An 18,289-nucleotide genomic window follows, 5' to 3' on the forward strand; every position below is an offset into this window, starting at 1 on the left:
TGCGATTCTAGTGCCCGACGAACTTCGTTTAGACGTTGGGAGTGTTCCAACCGGAATGATTCCTTTGGAGGGAAAACCGATGATGGAGCATCTTGTTGATGCTTACGCTGAATTCCAGTTAGACCGAGTTGTTGCTGTGGGTGAGAGATCAGATTCAATTCGAAAGCACATATCTAGGAGTGGTCATGACTGGAAGGTAGTTGACGCATCTTCATCGTCATCCCTTGGAGAGACCATTTTGATTACTTTAAATGCTTTTGACGCTGATGACCTTCGTGGACAGACGCTCTACTTGAATTTCGCAGACACTCTCATTTCCCCTATACACCGTGCCGACAGTAAAAGTGTTGTCTCGTACCAAACGCGTGACCGACCATATCGTTGGACTACTTTCAATATTGAAAGTGAGCGTATTACGAATCCCATTGGAAGAGGTATATATAACGATAGTGGTCGCAAACCCTGCTTTGCGGGCCAGTTTGGCCTCTCAGATGCGAAAGCGTTTCGACAGATACTTCGGGAAATACCCAAGCAAAACGATACTAAATTGGACTATTTTTATCGTGGCCTTCTATCCTATCTTGGTACCACTGACTACAAGCTTTACGAACCAGATTCCTGGATTGATGTCGGACACCTGGATACATATCATAGGGCTAAGAAGAGGTTCCTAAATGCACGTGAGTTTAACGAATTGGAAAGCTACGGAAAGAATGTTATCACGAAGCGGAGCAAAGACACAGAAACGCTAACTAATGAAATTACTTGGTATCTTAATATTCCCAAAGAACTCCAGCCGTACCTCCCTCGAATCTACGATTACTCGACGGATCCAGAGGACACCTATGTGAAAATGGAGTATATTGGATACCCATCCCTGAGTGATCTTCAGCTTCATGGATCTCATGGGCAACATATTTGGAACGATATTTTCCATCATCTGTTTAATATATACCGGGAGTTTCAATCATTTACTGCAGACGATGAACCTATCCGCATCAAAAACGCACTAGAGGAGATGTATGTACAGAAAACTCGGCGCCGACTCGACCGACTTCGCAACGATGATCGATTCACTCCGTTTTTTAAGGCAGATAGCGTACAAGTCAACGGAACAGATTATCCATCCGTAAATAAGATACTGAAATCACTTGATGAAGTGGCCGCAGAGTACAATCTTCTGGACTATGAATCGTTATCTATTATTCACGGCGACCTTTGTTTGCCAAATATTCTCTACGATCCTCGAAATGAGATTCTAAAACTTATCGATCCTCGTGGTAAATTTGGAGATTTTGATATTTATGGAGATCCGCGGTATGATCTTGCAAAACTTCGTCACAGCCTCGTAGGACATTATGAACACCTAATCAATGATCAATTCGAAGCAGACGTTAATCTAGGTGATGCTGAACTCTCTTACGAGATCCACACGACTGAAGAACAAGTTGAGAGGGAGGCCCGGTTCGATTCAATGCTCGTCTCGCAAATAAATACAGATATCCAAGAGATCAAACTAATTGAGGCATTGCTATTTTTGAGCATGGTACCACTACATAGCGATAGCTATGAGCGACAACTGTCTATGCTTTCTCAAGGAATAGAAAAGTTCGCACCGTACATCGCTTAACCACCACTTTTCTATACTTGCGGTGTTATCTACTTTTTATGTCACCGCCCAAAGACAAGCGGGTTGTTTTTGACATTGATGGCGTGATTTGTGAGAAAGATCCTGATTTGGAATACAAAAATCGAAAACCGAATCCGAAAGTTGTAGAATTACTTCGGGAGTACAATGATTGGGGTTACTATATCATTCTCTATACAGCACGAAATATGAATACACACGGAGGTCGAATTGGGCGTATCAATGCAGATACGGCTAAAACTCTGCTTATGTGGCTGGATAAGCATGATGTCCCACATGACGAAATTCACTATCAGAAACCTTGGTGTGGTCATGATGGGTTCTACGTTGATGACAAGGCAATTCGTCCTTCAGAACTTTTGGAAAACAGCCCTGAAGAAATCAGAGAAATTCTTGAAAAAGAAGACGAGTTCATTAATTCATGAAGGGTGTCGCGATCTCGCTCTATGATAAATTTGATGATCTTGCTATTCTGGTTGACACCATCCGGTATAACTGGGAATCAGATGTGTTCATTTCTGTCTGTTCAAATCATCCACAGGCAGAATCTAACATTCAGGCCGCCAATATTGATATTGATCAATTTCAGAAGGGGGCACAGATTCGCTATGACAATGAGCTCTCTAAATCACGGGGTAATAACAATCTCTACCTCCGGATTTACGATAGTATTCGTACTTCCTGTCGTCCCATTATCGAAAACACAAATGTGGATTACTTCACACATCTTCATGCAGATGCTTGGCAACTCACTGACTCCGGGTTTGACACAATCATTAATGAAATGAAAAATAAGGGAGCGGATGTTTCATTCCCATCAGAAACAAAAACTTTTCATAAAGATTACCCCCCTGGGTTCATAGATGATCAATACATAGTCTTCGATAATACTGCGGCACGCGACGTTGACCTTTTTGAACGAAAACCCTTAGAAATCCCACCGATGTCGATTCATCTCCTGTTAGGAATGGTTTTGATTTCAAAGTATGGTTGGGATCGTCTCCATCAGTATACTAATGGTATCGAAAGGGTCCACTGGGATGGATTATCAAGTCAGAACAATCCACGTCCAATGTTCCACAATCCTGATTATGACCAATTACACGTTGCCACAGAAGATTTCGGCGAAACACTCGGAAAAGAGCTTCAGGCGTATTATTTATCTAAGTACGAGGTGACAGAGGGAGAGAATATTAGTAGATTCCTTGAGGAGTACAAACGTCCGAAAGGCGGACTGTTCAGAGATTTGGAGGCGTACTTCAATTCACTCAGTAACCAACTCCCAGTCGGTGTTTCGGCTAAGACATTTGGCCGAGATGTCCGTCCAATTCGCGACTATATTGAGGCTGATTCCGCAGCTTCAAGATTAAAAATTCTCACGAAACAGTATCATCAAAATGCTTTTTATCCTGTAGTGAAAGGTGTATATGATACGATCCAGCGATTGATTAAATTCAGTAGATATGGTGATCAAGACTATCAGCATCCAGATCAAGCGATTAACAAAATATTCAGGGAAGATCTCAAAAAGGATGATTTCCCAGCAGACATGAAAAAGACATATCAAAAGGGATTCAATGATGATTGATCAGTATACATACTATTTCAATTTACTCTGTTGAATCGCGATGATTGTGTACAGAACAGTGGGCCAACGCCCAACGCTTGAGCAAAGCAAGCAATGAGTGGCTGGGATATCAGTCTCTCAATTTCTGAAGCCAATACCCAGTGGTCTAAGTCTACTTACAGATCTATGGCTACAGGTGCCTAAAATCGTATTTCAGCCCAGTCCTCACGTTGTCTACGGATTTAACAGGTAAGCATTACTAATTATTGTCCCGCTTCGAGTATTTAAAACCGGTTCGAGACCGATAGTGACGATTTGATGACTCTGTGCGCAAAGGAATCAGCTGGATCGTCACCAAATGTAGCGCATGTGAAGAACTTCATTCTTGACACTTCCACAGTGGTAGTATTTAGTTAGTAGCATTGAGCCAGCGTGCGAAACTCTGCAACCAATTTTCGGCTGTTTCCGGTTTGACGTGGCTGAAGCAGTTCGAGAATGACGAGGTTCGGCGCTTCAGCTCTCGAAAAATCCGTTCGACAGCGTTCCGATTTCCGTGGCGACACATCTGAAATCGGAGTCCAGCTCGTTGCAGTGCAGTTTGGAGGTGTTTCGCGCCATCGACGAGAAATACGGCAGTTTCGACATCGTGTTTTTGCTCAAGTTCACGGAGGAAAATTTCCGTGAGGGCGGTAGTCGTCGTCGAAAATAGCCGGACGTGAAGCAGTTCGTTCGTCTGTGGATCAGCAGCGGCGTACAGCCAGAATTGCTGATCGTTGATGCGAATCACCGGTTCGTCGAGCGCGACCTGATTCGGAGATTTCCCGGATTCGGGCTGTAAATCGGCTTTCTGCACCCAGTCGTGGATCGCCTTTCGACTGCGTTGGACACCCAGTGCAGTGAGCAATTCGACGGTATTCGCCAGGGAAAGCCCCGCAACGTGTGATTGAATACCCAGCGCCATCGCGGGCTCGGGTGTCCGCTCGCGCTCCACAAAATCCAAATCAATCCAGTCTCTATCCCCGATGAGGCGGGCGATTTCTGCCATGAACCAGCAAGAAATTCTCCCGCCTCACTTTTCACGCTTAACTAAACACCGCCCCCTTAACTTAGACACAATATTTATCCTTGAGCTTGAATACGATAAAGCTCAGCGTATTTTCCTCCATTCTCCACAAGTTCTTCGTGTTCACCTGATTCCGAAATTTGCCCGCCCTCTAAAGTATAAATTTGGTCGGCGTTCTTTACTGTTGATAGCCGGTGGGCAATTGTGATAATGGCATAATCTCTCTCCATCTCTTCAATCGCTCGATGGACCTGTTTTTCCAGATTTGAGTCGAGGTCGCTTGTTGCCTCGTCGAGGATCAACACGTCAGCGTCTACGAGGAGCGCTCGTGCGAGTGCGACGCGCTGCTGTTGTCCACCAGACAATCGAACTCCGTCGTCGCCAAGAAGTGAATCATATCCATTCGGAAGCTCACTGATGAACTCTTCGACTTTAGCGATCGAACATACTCGGTCGAGTTCGAAATCTGATACTTTTCGGTTCCCGAGCGTCAAATTGTACCTGAGCGTGTCATTGAAAATGAATGGGTCCTGTCTCACCATCGAGATTCGGCTGCGCCACTCCTCAATGTCCATTTCGTTGATTGGAATCCCGTTCGCTCTGATTTCACCCTCATCAACAGGATACAGTCGAGCGAGAAGCGAAACGATCGTCGACTTTCCTGCGCCCGACTGCCCGACGAACCCGATGAAATCGCCTTTCTCGACGGTGAAGTTGATCCCGCGGAGTACCTCTTCTTCGTCGTACGAAAAGTGAACATCATCGAACTCGATTTCACGAATTTCTTCGGGGACTTCTCTGCCCGATCCGGTCGGTTCGCTATATGCTGCCAGCTTGTCAGTGAACTGGATAGTTCGGACCAGGTGTGGAAGGTTGTTCTCTACATTGTAGTACAAGGAGTTTACTTGGCTAGCCCTTGGACCAAGCCGGAACATTGCGAAGAGGAATACGCCGAGTTCACCGACTGAAAGGTTTGCGAACGTCAACGCGAGATAAATGAGTACGAACACCGATACAGCGACGACAAGATTGTAGAAATTGTTGATCGCGGCCTCATTCCGCCTGAGGACAATCTGTGACTCTGTGAATGTCTCAATCGCGTCTGTAAAGTCCTCAAAAAGTTCCTCAGCGAGCCCGAAGATCCGCACGTCACGGATACCCTGTGTCCCGGCCTGTGCGGCTTCCTGTCGCATCTCATTCGCCTCAGCAACTTTTTCTCCGACATTATACCCAGAGTCGAGAACTCGTCGGAAAAAAATAGAGAAACCGCCGAGGACGACTCCCGTTACAACTGCCAGTACCGGCGCAATAATGAGCGCAACAGCGAAGTATACCCCGGCCAGAAAGAGCTGTTGAGTAAATTTGATCCCTTGATTGATCACTCGTCCTGCATAATTCGTCTGCGTGACAATCGCATTCAAAATATCATCAGATCCTTCCTCATCGAAGTACTCTACGCGTGCATTCAGCGCATTCTGGAAAGCTCGCGTTTGGAGGTCACGAATGTAGTAGGTCCGCAGCGCCTCCCGGAACCACGCTACCGCGAAGCTGGTCGTGTATCGTGCGACCATCACGGCCGACACGCCGATGACGACGTAGCCCAGCGTGAACGGGAGCCCGAGTATCTGATAAGCCGTGACAAACACTTCGAGCATCCCCTCCGCTTCCGCGGCAGGGTTTTGAAGCTGGACGAGTTCGACGATCGGAAGAATGAAGCTTAGTCCCACGCCTTCAAGCATTGCGGCGACGACCCCGAGCACGACCACCGCCGTCGTGTACGTCGGGTTGTACTTCGCGACGTCGCGGAGGGCGTCGAGTTTCTCGCGTCTGGAGACTGGTTCGGGATCTGACGATGACATAGGCGTAAGTTGTACCGATTTCTGACGGCGACTCGAATAATGTCGTCGGTCTCGGTTTGTACTCAATCTCTGACCTGTGTTCACCACAGTCCTCAACCAAGTTGTCCGGATTTCACTTATCCGTCCCGACCGCAGCCTTGATGAAAGAGAGTACATTTCGTGTGCTTTCACTCGGTGTATGTGGCAATCTCACTCCGAGTCTCCAAGACGATCTCCGGCTTGAGATCCAGTTCGTACTCGTAGTACTGTCTCCCACTTAGCCTCTTGTTCTGCTCATGGCGTCGAAGGAATCCCAGCATGTGGAGGTCTGAGAGGTGGTCTTGGATACTCTTTAGCGTCGACAGCGGTGAGGCGGCATACGAATCCGCCACCTGTTCGTACGTTTGTTGAATCTCTTTCGACCGCGCCGGAACCTCTCCGGCCGTCTGGAGGTTCGTGATCGCTTCCAAAGATATACTGCGCATGCTCGGTTTGGTCTCGGATCTTGTTCTCGACCCGACCGCGCTGTACTCGGTTCCGTGCGGTCTCGATATGCTCGTCCGTGACAGGCGTCTCGTCGTTCTGTTCGGCTAGTTCCGCACCGACGCAGAGCAGATCGAGCGCCTGCCGCGCGTCCCCCATATCCTGCGCGGCCAGCGCCGCCGCCTTCGCGATCGCCGACGTGTCACACGCCTCGTCGACGAAGGCACGGTCCGCCCGATGCTCCAGGATCGTTCGCAGTTCCGCGGCGTCGTACGGACTGAACGAGATCTCGGTCCCCATCAGCGTGTCCTTCACCTTCGGCGAGAGCGTCTGCCGAAACGTGTAGTCGTTGCTGGTTCCGATCACGCCGACCTTCGCGTCCGTGACATGACCGTTCGCTCGCGTGCGTGGTAGTTCGTACAGCAGCGTATTCACATCTTCCAGGTGGTCGATTTCGTCGAACATGACTGGGTGCGTCCTGCTGATGCGATTGCACCGTCGGTACAACTCGTCGAACGCATCTCCAGTCCCGAGACCCCTGCTGCGCAGGTTCTCTACCAACTTTTTTCATGAGCCCCTTCAGCCGGCTATCGAAGCGGTTGCCGAGTCGGCTCTTCTGACCCGAGGCAGGGACGACTGTATCTAGGTCGGAGGTGGGCCGCAGAACACGAATCCATCTGCGACGACTTCGACGATACCATCTGATCCAGGGTGAGAGAGTACGTTTCGTCTGTCTCGACTCTTCCGGTGTAACCCTCGGAGGAAGTCCATAGCCAGTCTCTTGGCGACCCCGCTCCAGTGTGCTGACCATTGATGGACCTTCTCGGAGTCACATGGTTCGCGATGTCTTGTCGGCCCAAACGAACCCGTCTTTCAGACAATCGTGAAGCACTCAGCCTGCTCTGTCTGGAAAGAGCCGCCCCTGGAACGGGAGAGAGTACGTTTCGTCTGTCTTCGACTGCGACATTGGGTACTCCACGAAGGCCACTTGGCTTCCCATTCAGAGAGTGGATTTCGTTTGTCTCTTGACGCCCGATAACGGGCAGTGTCTCGATGGCTGAGAGGTGACCAACGGTCGGTAGTGGATCAAGACAAACGAGACAAACAAAAGCAGGTTTTATATAAATCTGACACCTCATTTTGAATAGACTCATGCCCGGGCCGTTTAGCGACGTTGAACGTTCTATCTTCGCCGCCAAGGAGGTCCTCTCCGAAGACTACCAACCCGATCGGATCCTTGAGCGCGACGAGGAAATCGATGAGTATCGCCACGCGCTTGAGGACGTCCTCTTCGGCCGGACGCCACAGAACATTGTGTTGTACGGGAGGGCTGGACTCGGGAAAACTGTGGTGACGACATACATGATGGAAGCGCTTCAAAACGAAGCCCCAGAGCGCCATGATGCCGACGATCTGTTCGTCCACGAATTGAACTGTAATGGAAAGACGGTCTACTCGGTCGTCCGAGTACTTGTCAACGAACTGCTCCCGGAAACCGCGAGTGACTTCCCAAAACGGGGGCTCAGTACGGCCGATGCATTCGAGGAACTGTACACGCAACTCGACCGACTGGGTGGGACACACCTCATCGTGTTCGATGAGATCGACCACCTCGGCGACGCCGACATGCTCCTGTACGAACTCCCGCGAGCGCGCTCGATCGGTCATATCACGGACTCGAAGATTGGCGTCATCGGGATTAGCAACAACTACCGGTTTCGACAGGGCCTCTCGCCGAAGGTCAAGGACACCCTGATGGAAGCCGAAATCTCGTTCAGCCCGTACGACGCCAGCGAACTCCGGACGATACTCGCCGATCGTGCCGATCGCGCGTTCGTTGACGACGTCTGTGACGACTCAGCGGTCGCAAGGGCAGCGGCGATCGCGGCGAAAGACCGGGGAAACGCTCGTCAAGCGATCGATCTCCTCAGGGTCGGTGGCGAAGTGGCGAAAAAGCAAGAGGCTGAAAGCGTCGATGATTCGCACATCGTTGCAGCGCAGGAACTCGTCCAACGTGGTCGGTTACGAAATCGGATTCGCTATCAGACCCAGCACGCCCAGCTACTTCTTGAAACGCTCGCGTATCTCGAGCAGCAGGAGGAGACGCTAGCTCGTTCGAAGACGATCAAGACCCGATACGAGCGCGTCGCGAACTCACACGCCGTGGAACCCCTTACGACGCTTAAGAGCATTCAGAACCACCTCTCGGACCTCCACATGCTCGGATTCCTCCATCGGACCGATCGGAATCGCGGCGAGAGCGGGGGCCGGTACTACGAGTACGGTCTTGATCTCGATCCCGAGATCGTTCTCGACATCAGAGGCGAGATTGAAGCGGAACGAAGCCCGTGAGATACCAGTGGAAGACAGACGAAATGTCCTCTCTCATTCCCAGTTTCGTTCACTCACACGCCCTGATCGGTGGGGATATCGGAAGAGAATCTGGTGAGGATCGCACTGTCTAAGTGACCTCCAAGACAGACGAAACGAACTGTGTCTCTTCCACCTGCTTCTATGTGCAGAACTACACCGCTACCGCTGTCAACTACGTCATTGTCCACCCACGCAGGTCTGCCACCACAGGTCAGTCACCGCCTCACGACCGACGAGGCGCCAGTGACAGCCAGTCCACTCTTCCTCATGCCGGTCCCACCCAGGGCCATCCGGGCGTGGTTCGAACTGCAGCCGTCGCCACAGGCCACTGTAATCCCTGTACCGGATCTCGAGTGACTCGCCCGTCGATGCATGGGAAGTTGCTGTGCCGTCTGTGCCCGGGTCGTCACCGGACGTACATTCGTTTTCAGACATGGTTCGTGACACCGAGAAGGGTTTCCAGGCGCCACTCCGGCACGCGGCTGAATACCTTTCGAATATTCTATCTGTACCCGATAAACGGTCAGAACCCGTAGCGGTCGTGGGCTTCGTCAATCGGGAGAATTTCGAGCACACGAACCTCTGTCTCATCTTCTACAATCGTATAGAAGGCTGTGTGCGTCCGGGAGATATGCAGCCGGTAACGGTCTCGGCGGCCGTCGATAGGCAGTTTTTCTTTATCTCCGCGGCCCTGACCAGGATACGGGTTTGCGGCGAGATATCCGAGTTTCTCTTTGCAAATACGTGTCGTCTTTTCGTCGGCAGCTTCGAGGAAGGCACGTGCATCGTCGCCCAACAGCACGTCGTATTCAAACATCTTCAAGTGCAGTCAGATCCTCAGAATCAGCTTCTTCAATATCTCTGAAGCGATTTTCGAGTTCCTCACGGCGACGCTGTCGAGCGAGGTCTTGAAGCAGTTCGTCGTAGGTCTGTCCCGGGTCTTTGAGTTCGTGTAGCTCTTTGTGGGTCTCTTCGGTGACTGGAATGCGTTTGTCGGCCGACATTGCGATATCAGTCCTTACAACCCTGGCAGTCTTAACAGCATCGGTAGCCACCTTCACATCGCTAATCAGCCATCTGTAGATTCACGCCGCTTTCTTCGCCTAGCACAGCCCGCCCACATCAGTGAACGCACCAAAGCACTTGTATACGTTGCAAACAATGTAAACAATATGGGAACGATCTCTACACGAGTACCTGACGAGTTAGAAGCCGAACTCGACGCGTATCTCGATGAGGAGAACCTCGACCGGAGTACAGCCGTTCGAAAACTGCTCTCGGAGGGGCTCGACGAGTGGCGTCGCGAACAGGCCATCGACCAGCTTGCAGCCGGGTCCATCACGTTCAGCAGGGCGGCTGAAATGGCAGGAATGTCCGTCTGGGACTTTGCTCAACTCGCCAAGAAGCGTGATATCACCTGGGTCGCAGACGATCATCTCGACGCCGATCTCGAGGCACTGTGAATGTGGGTCTTCGACGCGACACCGCTTATTTACCTCGGGAAAGTTAGGCAGCTCTCACTCGTCGAACAGGTTGAGGAACCATGTGTCCTCCCCGAACGCGTCTATAAAGAAGTCGTTACCACCGGCCTCGAAGCGGGTTATCCGGATGCCCGTCGGATCGAACGTAGCGTCGAAGCCAACAAGTTTGAGGTTATCTCAGTTAGGGCAACCCCACTCTACTCGCGGCTCCACGGAAATAGCAATCTTAGTGACGCTGACGCCGCTGTTCTCGCCTGTGCTGACGCCCACGATGGTGTTGCCGTAATGGATGAGACGTACGGGCGAGACGTTGCAGCCGCCGAGGGAATCACCACACGGGGCACAGCATTTCTCGTCCTGAAATGCACGAAACAGGGCGCGATTAGCAGCGACGATGCACGCACCATCATCGATGCGATGATCGACGAGGGTTGGTACTGTGCGCCTGCTGTCTACACAAAGATTCTACAGAAGCTTGAGACACTCTCTGACTGACGTCGTGGAGGGCACAGGAGTAACCCCTCATCGGCACTGCGATACGTCGCCTCATGAGACAAAGGCCGCCTCAACGACAATTGTGACTATAGCACATTGACCTCCTCCGCGTGAACGCGGAGGAATCCCGTCACAAGATTTCAGGCCGAGCGTTGTGGCCTGTTGGTGCATATATAATACCCCGTGTGGTTTGTTTCGTATGCTTCTGCGAAGATCGATTCCAGACGGAGATGCCCGTCATATCGTCGTATCTTTATGAGAAAGAGACAGAAAGCATACGAAACGTACTCTCCTTCACTGAACCGAAATCCCACACCAACGATCACCTGTGGCTGTATCGTCCAATGAATAACCCTGTCTTCTCATTTGGATACTAGCCATTGATATCCATTATTCCATACCCGAGATAACACTCTGAGACTGATTCAAAACGCGTCTATCACTCTGTTAGTAGCTTTTCTACCGTTCATAATCGGCTCTGTTGTCCGCAAGCCTGTCTATGAGAGGATATTGAGTGCAACTAGGTACGCTGAGTGGGGCTGATTCAGAAGAGATGGGATATGGGTAGCCAGATTTCGTCGAGAGTGCGTCTCCTCACGAAATGTATCTGACTGGGTTGGTTTCCAGTCCTAATTTGAGTTCCAAAATCACCGGACGGAACCCGATTATGAAAATTACAGTGGTCTAGTGTCGTTGAAAGTGAGCTACAGGTTAGGGTCCTGTTCGGCCCGAAGGTCTATCGAAACTGGATGCGCCGCGAGCAGTAGAATACAATCACGACACAGAAGCGTGTACATTCCTCGGAGTCCGTGTGTGAGTAGATTTCGTTTGCAAAAGTCCTATAATCCACTCTGGCTGCCGCTAATCCGCACGAGAGTGTGCTGAGAGAACTTTAGATCTATATCTCCGGACGATTTTGACTGGGATCTTTCGACTCTGACACGGTGGGACTGGATCCATCAGAGAATACCTATTGCTCTCAGAGTTTCTGTCTTTGCGAGAAAAATCCTGACTTATGGGACAGCAACCAGAGACTACGAATGGTGTTCAGTAGTGGCTAATCAGAAACACAACAGCGTTTCTCTGTCATTTCCCATGTCGGCAGCTATCCTAGTTGCGTTTCATATCCAAAGTTCTCGAGTCCTTGCGGACAACAGATCGATTATGAATCCTTGGTCCGGAACTGAGAGGTATAGATATCAGTTCTGCATATGTCTCAGGTCGCCAAGCCGGTCATGAACTGGATGTAGTCTCGAGAACCGGCCATGCCCGTGGTATTCTCAATCATAATCGTGGCCAAATACTGCTCTTCTTGTGACGAGTGACAATATTAGGTGCAGTCTATCAGTCAAAATTTCGGACTGAGTGAATCACCCACACCCCTCGCACCGAGTGTAGTGGTAGTCACAATCCTTCAGCTTCTCACTCCCACTTAACACCCGACCCTCCCCATAACGAGTGAAGACAAGTAACGTCTTTCAGTTCGTCACAGATGCGTCAAGCGCTTCGACGATGATTTCAGGATCACGTAACAGTCGGTGCTTTAGATAGCTCCCTTCACTTTGACCACCGCCAGTGTGGTTCGATTCTGTCACGCCGAGGAACGACTGCTCTTTCAGGAGACGGTAAACCCGATCTTCAGATAGCGGGTCGGACCCTTCCCGTTCTGCCAGAGTCTCGTAGAATTTGTATATCCGGTGAGTACGAAACGCATCTTGTTCCGGATATTCAGCGGTTAGCAGGGCCAGAGAGCGAAGAATATATTTGACGTGTGGCGTTGTTCCGCTCACCAACTTCTGAAATCGGTTCACTTCTGCCCGCGTTACCGCATCATCAACATGATCTATGCTGACTATGTCCGATCCCTCTTTCTCAGCAAGTCGTCCTGCCTCGTACAGTGTGTCGATCGCCTTCCGTGCATCTCCGTGTTCTTTTGCGGAAAGCGCAGCGACCTTCGGAATGACATCGGAATCAAGGACGCCGTCTTCAAAAGCATCAGTGCGATTGTCAAGTATTGCTCGGAGTTGCTTAGCATCGTAGGGATCGAACACCAGTTCGTTGTCCTGCAGACTGGAGTCAATACGTTCATTCAGTCGCTCACGGTACTCGATTTTATTGCTAATACAGATCGCACTGACGTGCGCCTGTACTTTCCCGCTTTCACATGCCCGAGAGAGACTTCGAAGGAGATTATTGTCGTCTAATTTATCGATCTCATCTAGGATGACCACCAGTGAGTCAACAGCGAAGTCGGCGAGAAGATCCCACGTAATATCCCGATAATCAGCAGCGGCGATTCCAACCCGCGGAATGTCTGTCTCGGCATCTAGATTCGTCGCGAGCTGGCGTGCCATTTCTCGACTCGCTTTTGTTTCTGTCTGGTAGTCAGAGCAATCGACATAGGCGTGTTGAAACGAGACGGAATTCGAATCGGCTTTCTTGTGGGCCTCGCGAGACACACACCGGGCAACGAGTGACTTGCCCGTTCCAGTCTTCCCGTAGATAATTGTGGTTTCAGGTGGCCCACCAACTGTGGCCGGCCCCAATGCTTGCCCAACTGCATTCACTTCTTGATCGCGGCCGATAACACGTTCCAGCGGGGGAACATGGCCAACGCGGAGGAGCTCTCGATTGGCAAAAATCCCCCCTGTTTGGAAAATATCGTCTTTCTGGTCCGAATTCGACATCGTGTGATTTGTTTAACTCGATGCGGATATTAAAAACCACCGACAAGACAACGAGTGAAATCATTCTCATGTCCTAAAAACCCACCTAAAGCCGATTTAAGACCGGTTTATAAGAAATATCTTGTGAAGAGACACACCAGAAGCCGAGTGAAGATGAACGGCGGATTGTTGGGTTCTCGACTATCTTTCGAGATCCTCCGACCCTACTGTGGTTTCTTTTCGTATACTTCCTTTCACTCGTTCGATGGTGTGTCTGCGCTGGCAGCAATCCGTGGCTCTTTCACTCGGTCGGTGGTGTGTCGATAGCAGTGTGCAGTTAGTGGACAGAAGTCAAGAACAGCCAGAAAGCCCCGGTAATTACCGGACGCATAGCGTCCGATTGCTCGTGAGAGCAAATCTCTCGCCCTGGCGAACTCGGATTCACGCTAGACTCTCTGCCCACGACACCAAGCTCCGTTCACATGACCCGAGGGATCTGCGGTCCTCGGTACACACTCTGTTGCGGTCCTTACGTCGACAGCCATCGTTCAGGCCAGCCACCGTGAGACCACAGGTCTCCGGAGCAGTCACCACGTGTGCCGACGACGCTCTTTCAGTCCAAACCATAGCCGATTGGCCAGTCCATGCTGGGTGGGACTGAAAGGGGCCGCGGTCTCAGCGAACCCCGGCGACGTAAGCACGCGAAGCGCGCGCACCGAGCCGCGGGTCGCGAGGGACCGGAGGTCCCTCGTCTTGGCGAGCGGCAGAGCCGCGAGCCAAAGCTGAGACCGCGGGGGCTTTCTGGCTCTCTGCGGTCGTCATCGCTGAACACCACCGTATCGATTGCTCCAATCTGGAAACCCGCAGGAGGCACGTTCAAACCCACTTACCACTGACCGCGGAGTCCGAGGCTGTACTCCAGTGCGGTATCAACGTCATCCATTCGCTCATCGGGAACGGAGCCAACGACGGTTTCGATCCGGTCGTCAATCGATACGGTTCGGATCTGACTACACATCGCAACGGAATCTTCCTGAAGGTGGCTTTCCTTGGCCGTCACGAGTACTTCGAATGGGTACCGCTCTTCGTCGAACGATGTCGTGAACGGGACGATGATCGTCGTGGGTGCGTTTTCGTTCCCGATATCGTTCTGCACGACAAGACACGGTCGCGTTCCCCGCTGCTCTGATCCTCTTGTCGGGTCGAGTTCGACAATTACGATGTCGCCTCGACGAACGTCCATCTAGTCCCACTCCGGGATATCGCCGAGTTGCTCGTCAGCCTCCTGTGACACCCCTTTCATCTCTTTATTGAGGTCTCGAAGTCGAGCGGCTCGCGCACGGTATCCGGCTGCGAGATCCTCTCGAGTGACGGGTTTTTCGATGACGATTTTCCCCGACTCTTCGTGAATCGCTACCTCGTCGCCGCCGCTAATGTCAAACGCTTCGCGTAACGCCTTCGGGAGCGTGACCTGTCCACGGTCACCGACACGTCGTTTTTCCACGTCGTCCATACATATTCATATCATATCCATACTAAAGAACGTATCGGGTACACTCGGCAAGGTCACTCAGCCACCTGTTCCACACTACCCTCGCGCTCGCTCCAGAATCGCATCCCGAGCCCTTTTCGCACACTCTCGGCCACTGCGGTCAAAGTGCAGCGTGTTCGGATTGACCGGGTCACTCAGTAGGCCGCCGCTTTCGACCGGGACATCGATCTGCTCGATTTGAATGTACCCGATTGTGATGCCACTATCGTAATCAACACCAGTTATCTCCTCGACTGGAATCTCTCGATTGTTGAAATCCGAGCGATCGACGCGCGTAATCGCGACATAGTCATCATAGACCGCGAGGGTCCCGTCCTGGAACTTACAGACGACATCTGCATCCGGATGATCGGCGGAGGGTTCAGAGCCTGCGCCGGTGTCGCTACCACATCCCCACGGGAGGTCAATCATGACACTCATATACTATTAGCCGTCGCAAAAGCGTTTGGCACAGCACAGTCGAAAAGACGCAATCACTGTGGCTACGACAGCAGTCACTCATACGACTCGTCGAGAAACGCCCGCGTCAACGCTGCAACTTCAGAGCGAAACGTCTGCATATCGACCGGATTGGAACCGTGATAGAGTTGCTTGTGCTCTTCCCGGACAATGTCCTCAATCGTCCGCTCATAGAGCGTCTCAACCGTCACTGCCTGCTCGTGGTCTTCGAGTTTGGTAGCGACCTTTCGGAAGCGTTGCTGCGTCGCGTATCGGCGGGCCAGTGCCGTGGGATCGGCGTCGGCCGGAATCGTCTCGTCGACCTCCCGAAAGTCGGGATGAAGCAGTTTCGCACGACTGCCGCGCTTGTTCCGGATCACGACGCCTTCAGCTGGCCCGTCGTACCACGCTGACTGTGGAATCTCGTAGCTGGCCGGATCGAACTCCTGTGCCCGTCGTTCGCGTTCGACGGCATTGACGGGCTGGAGACCGAGGCGGTCGAAAATCCCCTCGACAACGTCCGGTGAGAGGAATCGGTCGTCCGCCGCTGACCAGATGTCGAAGCTGAGAAACGACGGCGTGCGCTCCCAGTCGTAGTCGATTGTATGGTGGTGCATCGCCTCGCCGAAGAAGACGTACGCCTCGACGTCGTCGACGGCACGCCGGAGCGCGTCTCGGTCGAGAGTTTCACGAACGTATCGGATAGCGTGATGGTACGGATCCGGTACCGAATCGGGGTCGTCGTAGACACGGCTTCGGTCGCCGAAGCGAACGAGCCCCGATTGCTGCAACTGAAAGCGCATATTCGCCCCGTCTACCTTCTCCAGAATCCACAGGTGTCCCTCCTCGAAGAGATCGTCAGGCGCATCATCGACGCGGGGAATCGACGGGAACTGTTTCATTTCTCTGAGATACCGTTGCGGAGTGGTTTAGGTGTCACCTTCGTCTCTCTTGAGTCATTCCGACGTGGATCGGTTTAGGGGTCCGATACCTTCACATCGGGGTTGGCAGGAGAACTGTCTCTATGACTCGTGAGAATCTAATTCCGTGCCACAGTCCGGACATTCACCGTCAGTGATCGTTACCTGTGCGTCACAGGATGGACAGTAGTCACGGTAACACGCTGGGTCGCCCATAGCCACATGTACATCCTTTGGGATTGAGAGCGTTTCCCCGGTCGGGGTGTCCGTGTGACCTGCAAGGCTAAAGTGAGCCAATTGGGATCGATAAACCGACGGAACACCGACCTTTGTCAATCTACGGGTGTCCAACCCAGGGCACCACCACCGGAACAAGGTGAATGACCGCTGTCGTGCTTGGCTAGATCGGCGGATGGTCCAGTCGGTGTACGGCGTGGCTGACTGGCCAAGGCGGCTGATTTCCTGGGACAGTGCCCTGCTCGAAGCCAGGACGGAAATTCCGTGAAAGGTGAATTTATTCATGAGTACTGACACTTATCACAGATCCAATGTTGCAACCTTAGTTGCTGCCTTGCGATTCGATCTAAGGTTGGAAGTGGTTATTTTTGTAAGGTGTATCAGAACCGCAATCGCGGCTCCCCACGAAGCACCTCTCTTTCGCTCGTTTTGAGCTTCCTTCGCCTGCCTGCCCGTTTGTCGTGCTTGTTGGTGGGCATCTAGGGACTACTGGAGGCGCTTGCTCCTCTTCTACCGGCGGAACCACCCAAGGTTGCTCCGGAGAAACCTGCCATCGGAGATTCTATTCGGTATTGACGGTTTGTGAAGAAGCCAACCGGATAATATGGCTATTAGTATAGCCTCCAGATTTTCAGACACTATTCGTATAGTGGCAATGGACTTGTGCGCGATTCGTCTGGACACCATATGCGCAACACCGGCGACCAGGGGTCGACAACCGAGGCGGACCAGCCAGTCGATGGCGCTGGATACGGGCCGGCAAGCCCATCGGAGACGGATGGGACGACACGGGAGAAAAGCCTCGGCGTCGACCTGTGTCTGAGTCATCCGGACCTGATTCTCTCGGATGCGATCGAAAACAGTCAGGATGTGACGGTGCGGCCGGAGCAGATGGTAGACGATGGGGCATCGAGCTTTCTAGTCATAGCGGCTGAAGGGACGACGCTGGACCGGTTCGAAACGGAACTGGAGATGGATGAGACAGTGTGTGACCCCGTCGTGTTAGACTGGACGGAGACAGACCGCGTCTATCGGGTCGAAGTGGCAGACAGCGCCGTCCGGATCTCGCCGTCACTTGTCCGTGCCGGCGGTCGGATTCTCGACATGGAAGGTCGAGGAGGGCAGTGGAACGTCCACGCGCAGTTCCGGTCGCGGTCGGCGCTGTCGCAGTTTCGCTCCGAGTGCTCCGAGCGGGACATCACGTTCCGACTCGACCGACTGTACTGGACGACCGGCGACGCGAACGCCGGCGCGTGCGGGCTGACCGCGGACCAGCAGGTCGCGCTCGAAACGGCACACAAAGCGGGATATTTCGACGTGCCCCGTGGCATCTCACAGGCTGAACTGGCAGAGAAACTGGACATCTCCCCGTCGGCAGTGTCCCAGCGGATTCGGCGCGGGATGGACCAGGTCATCGGGTCGGAACTCGGACTGACCGAGGAGTGAGCGTGCGAACGTACTGATAATATCATTGAATTTTCAAGTGTGTCACTAAGTGACAACCAGTCTATGTGCCAAAAAGGATATT

General features: G+C 52.1%; 16 protein-coding genes and 1 pseudogene. 7 read left to right on the forward strand and 10 right to left on the reverse strand.

Annotated elements, in window-relative coordinates:
* The first annotated feature begins 10 nt into the window (after positions 1 to 10).
* From NDI54_RS06305 to NDI54_RS06315, 3 genes are read left to right on the forward strand one after another with little or no spacing between them, the layout of a single operon-like run.
* Positions 11 to 1,630: a phosphotransferase gene (locus NDI54_RS06305; RefSeq protein WP_310895608.1), complete on the forward strand. Its 1,620-nt coding sequence runs from the start codon at positions 11 to 13 to the stop codon at positions 1,628 to 1,630.
* Between the two features lie 38 nt (positions 1,631 to 1,668).
* Positions 1,669 to 2,073 carry an LNS2 domain-containing protein gene (locus NDI54_RS06310; RefSeq protein ID WP_310895609.1) on the forward strand — a complete coding sequence of 135 codons (405 nt, stop codon included), beginning with the start codon at positions 1,669 to 1,671 and terminating at the stop codon, positions 2,071 to 2,073.
* Positions 2,070 to 3,236 (forward strand): hypothetical protein, encoded by a 1,167-nt coding sequence (locus NDI54_RS06315; RefSeq protein ID WP_310895610.1) that lies wholly within the window; start codon positions 2,070 to 2,072, stop codon positions 3,234 to 3,236. The genes NDI54_RS06310 and NDI54_RS06315 overlap by 4 nt, the downstream gene beginning before the upstream one ends.
* Before the next feature lie 388 nt (positions 3,237 to 3,624).
* Here NDI54_RS06315 and NDI54_RS06320 read toward each other — a convergent pair whose 3' ends face one another.
* The 3 genes and pseudogenes from NDI54_RS06320 to NDI54_RS06330 all read right to left on the reverse strand — a co-directional run.
* Complete coding sequence (locus tag NDI54_RS06320; protein WP_310895611.1) at positions 3,625 to 4,260, reverse strand: IS6 family transposase; 636 nt, start codon at positions 4,258 to 4,260, stop codon at positions 3,625 to 3,627.
* Between the two features lie 74 nt (positions 4,261 to 4,334).
* On the reverse strand, positions 4,335 to 6,137 hold the full coding sequence (locus NDI54_RS06325) for an ABC transporter ATP-binding protein (RefSeq protein ID WP_310895612.1): 1,803 nt from the start codon (positions 6,135 to 6,137) through the stop codon (positions 4,335 to 4,337).
* A 167-nt stretch (positions 6,138 to 6,304) separates the two neighbouring features.
* A pseudogene (locus tag NDI54_RS06330) lies at positions 6,305 to 7,139 on the reverse strand (cell division control protein Cdc6); the annotation flags it as partial.
* A gap of 612 nt (positions 7,140 to 7,751) precedes the next feature.
* On the opposite strand from NDI54_RS06330, the gene NDI54_RS06335 reads away from it, so the two are divergent.
* Positions 7,752 to 8,951 carry an orc1/cdc6 family replication initiation protein gene (locus tag NDI54_RS06335; RefSeq protein ID WP_310895613.1) on the forward strand — a complete coding sequence of 400 codons (1,200 nt, stop codon included), beginning with the start codon at positions 7,752 to 7,754 and terminating at the stop codon, positions 8,949 to 8,951.
* 544 nt (positions 8,952 to 9,495) lie between these two features.
* Here the strand turns inward: NDI54_RS06335 and NDI54_RS06340 are convergent.
* Both NDI54_RS06340 and NDI54_RS06345 read right to left on the reverse strand, forming a co-directional pair.
* Positions 9,496 to 9,789 carry a type II toxin-antitoxin system RelE family toxin gene (locus tag NDI54_RS06340; RefSeq protein ID WP_310895614.1) on the reverse strand — a complete coding sequence of 98 codons (294 nt, stop codon included), beginning with the start codon at positions 9,787 to 9,789 and terminating at the stop codon, positions 9,496 to 9,498.
* Positions 9,782 to 9,976 (reverse strand): hypothetical protein, encoded by a 195-nt coding sequence (locus NDI54_RS06345; protein WP_310895615.1) that lies wholly within the window; start codon positions 9,974 to 9,976, stop codon positions 9,782 to 9,784. Before NDI54_RS06345 ends, NDI54_RS06340 begins: the two co-directional genes overlap by 8 nt.
* A gap of 168 nt (positions 9,977 to 10,144) precedes the next feature.
* Here NDI54_RS06345 and NDI54_RS06350 point away from each other — a divergent pair, with 168 nt between their 5' ends.
* Both NDI54_RS06350 and NDI54_RS06355 read left to right on the forward strand, forming a co-directional pair.
* Entirely contained in the window at positions 10,145 to 10,435 is a 291-nt protein-coding gene (locus NDI54_RS06350) for a UPF0175 family protein (protein ID WP_310895616.1), read from the forward strand.
* A complete protein-coding gene (locus NDI54_RS06355) occupies positions 10,436 to 10,948 on the forward strand; it encodes a DUF3368 domain-containing protein (protein WP_310895617.1) in 513 nt (170 codons plus the stop codon).
* 1,478 nt (positions 10,949 to 12,426) lie between these two features.
* On the opposite strand, the gene NDI54_RS06360 is transcribed toward NDI54_RS06355, so the two are convergent.
* The 5 genes from NDI54_RS06360 to NDI54_RS06380 form a co-directional block, all read right to left on the reverse strand.
* Positions 12,427 to 13,635 carry a Cdc6/Cdc18 family protein gene (locus tag NDI54_RS06360; protein ID WP_310895618.1) on the reverse strand — a complete coding sequence of 403 codons (1,209 nt, stop codon included), beginning with the start codon at positions 13,633 to 13,635 and terminating at the stop codon, positions 12,427 to 12,429.
* A gap of 865 nt (positions 13,636 to 14,500) precedes the next feature.
* On the reverse strand, positions 14,501 to 14,857 hold the full coding sequence (locus NDI54_RS06365) for a type II toxin-antitoxin system PemK/MazF family toxin (RefSeq protein ID WP_310895619.1): 357 nt from the start codon (positions 14,855 to 14,857) through the stop codon (positions 14,501 to 14,503).
* The gene (locus tag NDI54_RS06370; RefSeq protein ID WP_310895620.1) at positions 14,858 to 15,127 is read right to left on the reverse strand and encodes an AbrB/MazE/SpoVT family DNA-binding domain-containing protein; all 270 of its coding nucleotides are present in this window, start codon (positions 15,125 to 15,127) and stop codon (positions 14,858 to 14,860) included.
* Positions 15,128 to 15,202: 75 nt separating this feature from the next.
* Complete coding sequence (locus NDI54_RS06375; protein ID WP_310895621.1) at positions 15,203 to 15,577, reverse strand: hypothetical protein; 375 nt, start codon at positions 15,575 to 15,577, stop codon at positions 15,203 to 15,205.
* An 83-nt stretch (positions 15,578 to 15,660) separates the two neighbouring features.
* Entirely contained in the window at positions 15,661 to 16,506 is an 846-nt protein-coding gene (locus NDI54_RS06380) for an RNA ligase family protein (protein WP_310895622.1), read from the reverse strand.
* Positions 16,507 to 17,448: 942 nt separating this feature from the next.
* Here NDI54_RS06380 and NDI54_RS06385 point away from each other — a divergent pair.
* Positions 17,449 to 18,207 (forward strand): helix-turn-helix domain-containing protein, encoded by a 759-nt coding sequence (locus NDI54_RS06385; RefSeq protein WP_310895623.1) that lies wholly within the window; start codon positions 17,449 to 17,451, stop codon positions 18,205 to 18,207.
* The last annotated feature ends 82 nt before the right edge of the window (positions 18,208 to 18,289 follow it).

It is taken from the genome of Haloarcula terrestris, from assembly GCF_031624315.1.
In the GTDB taxonomy this organism is placed as follows: Archaea; Halobacteriota; Halobacteria; order Halobacteriales; family Haloarculaceae; genus Haloarcula; species Haloarcula terrestris.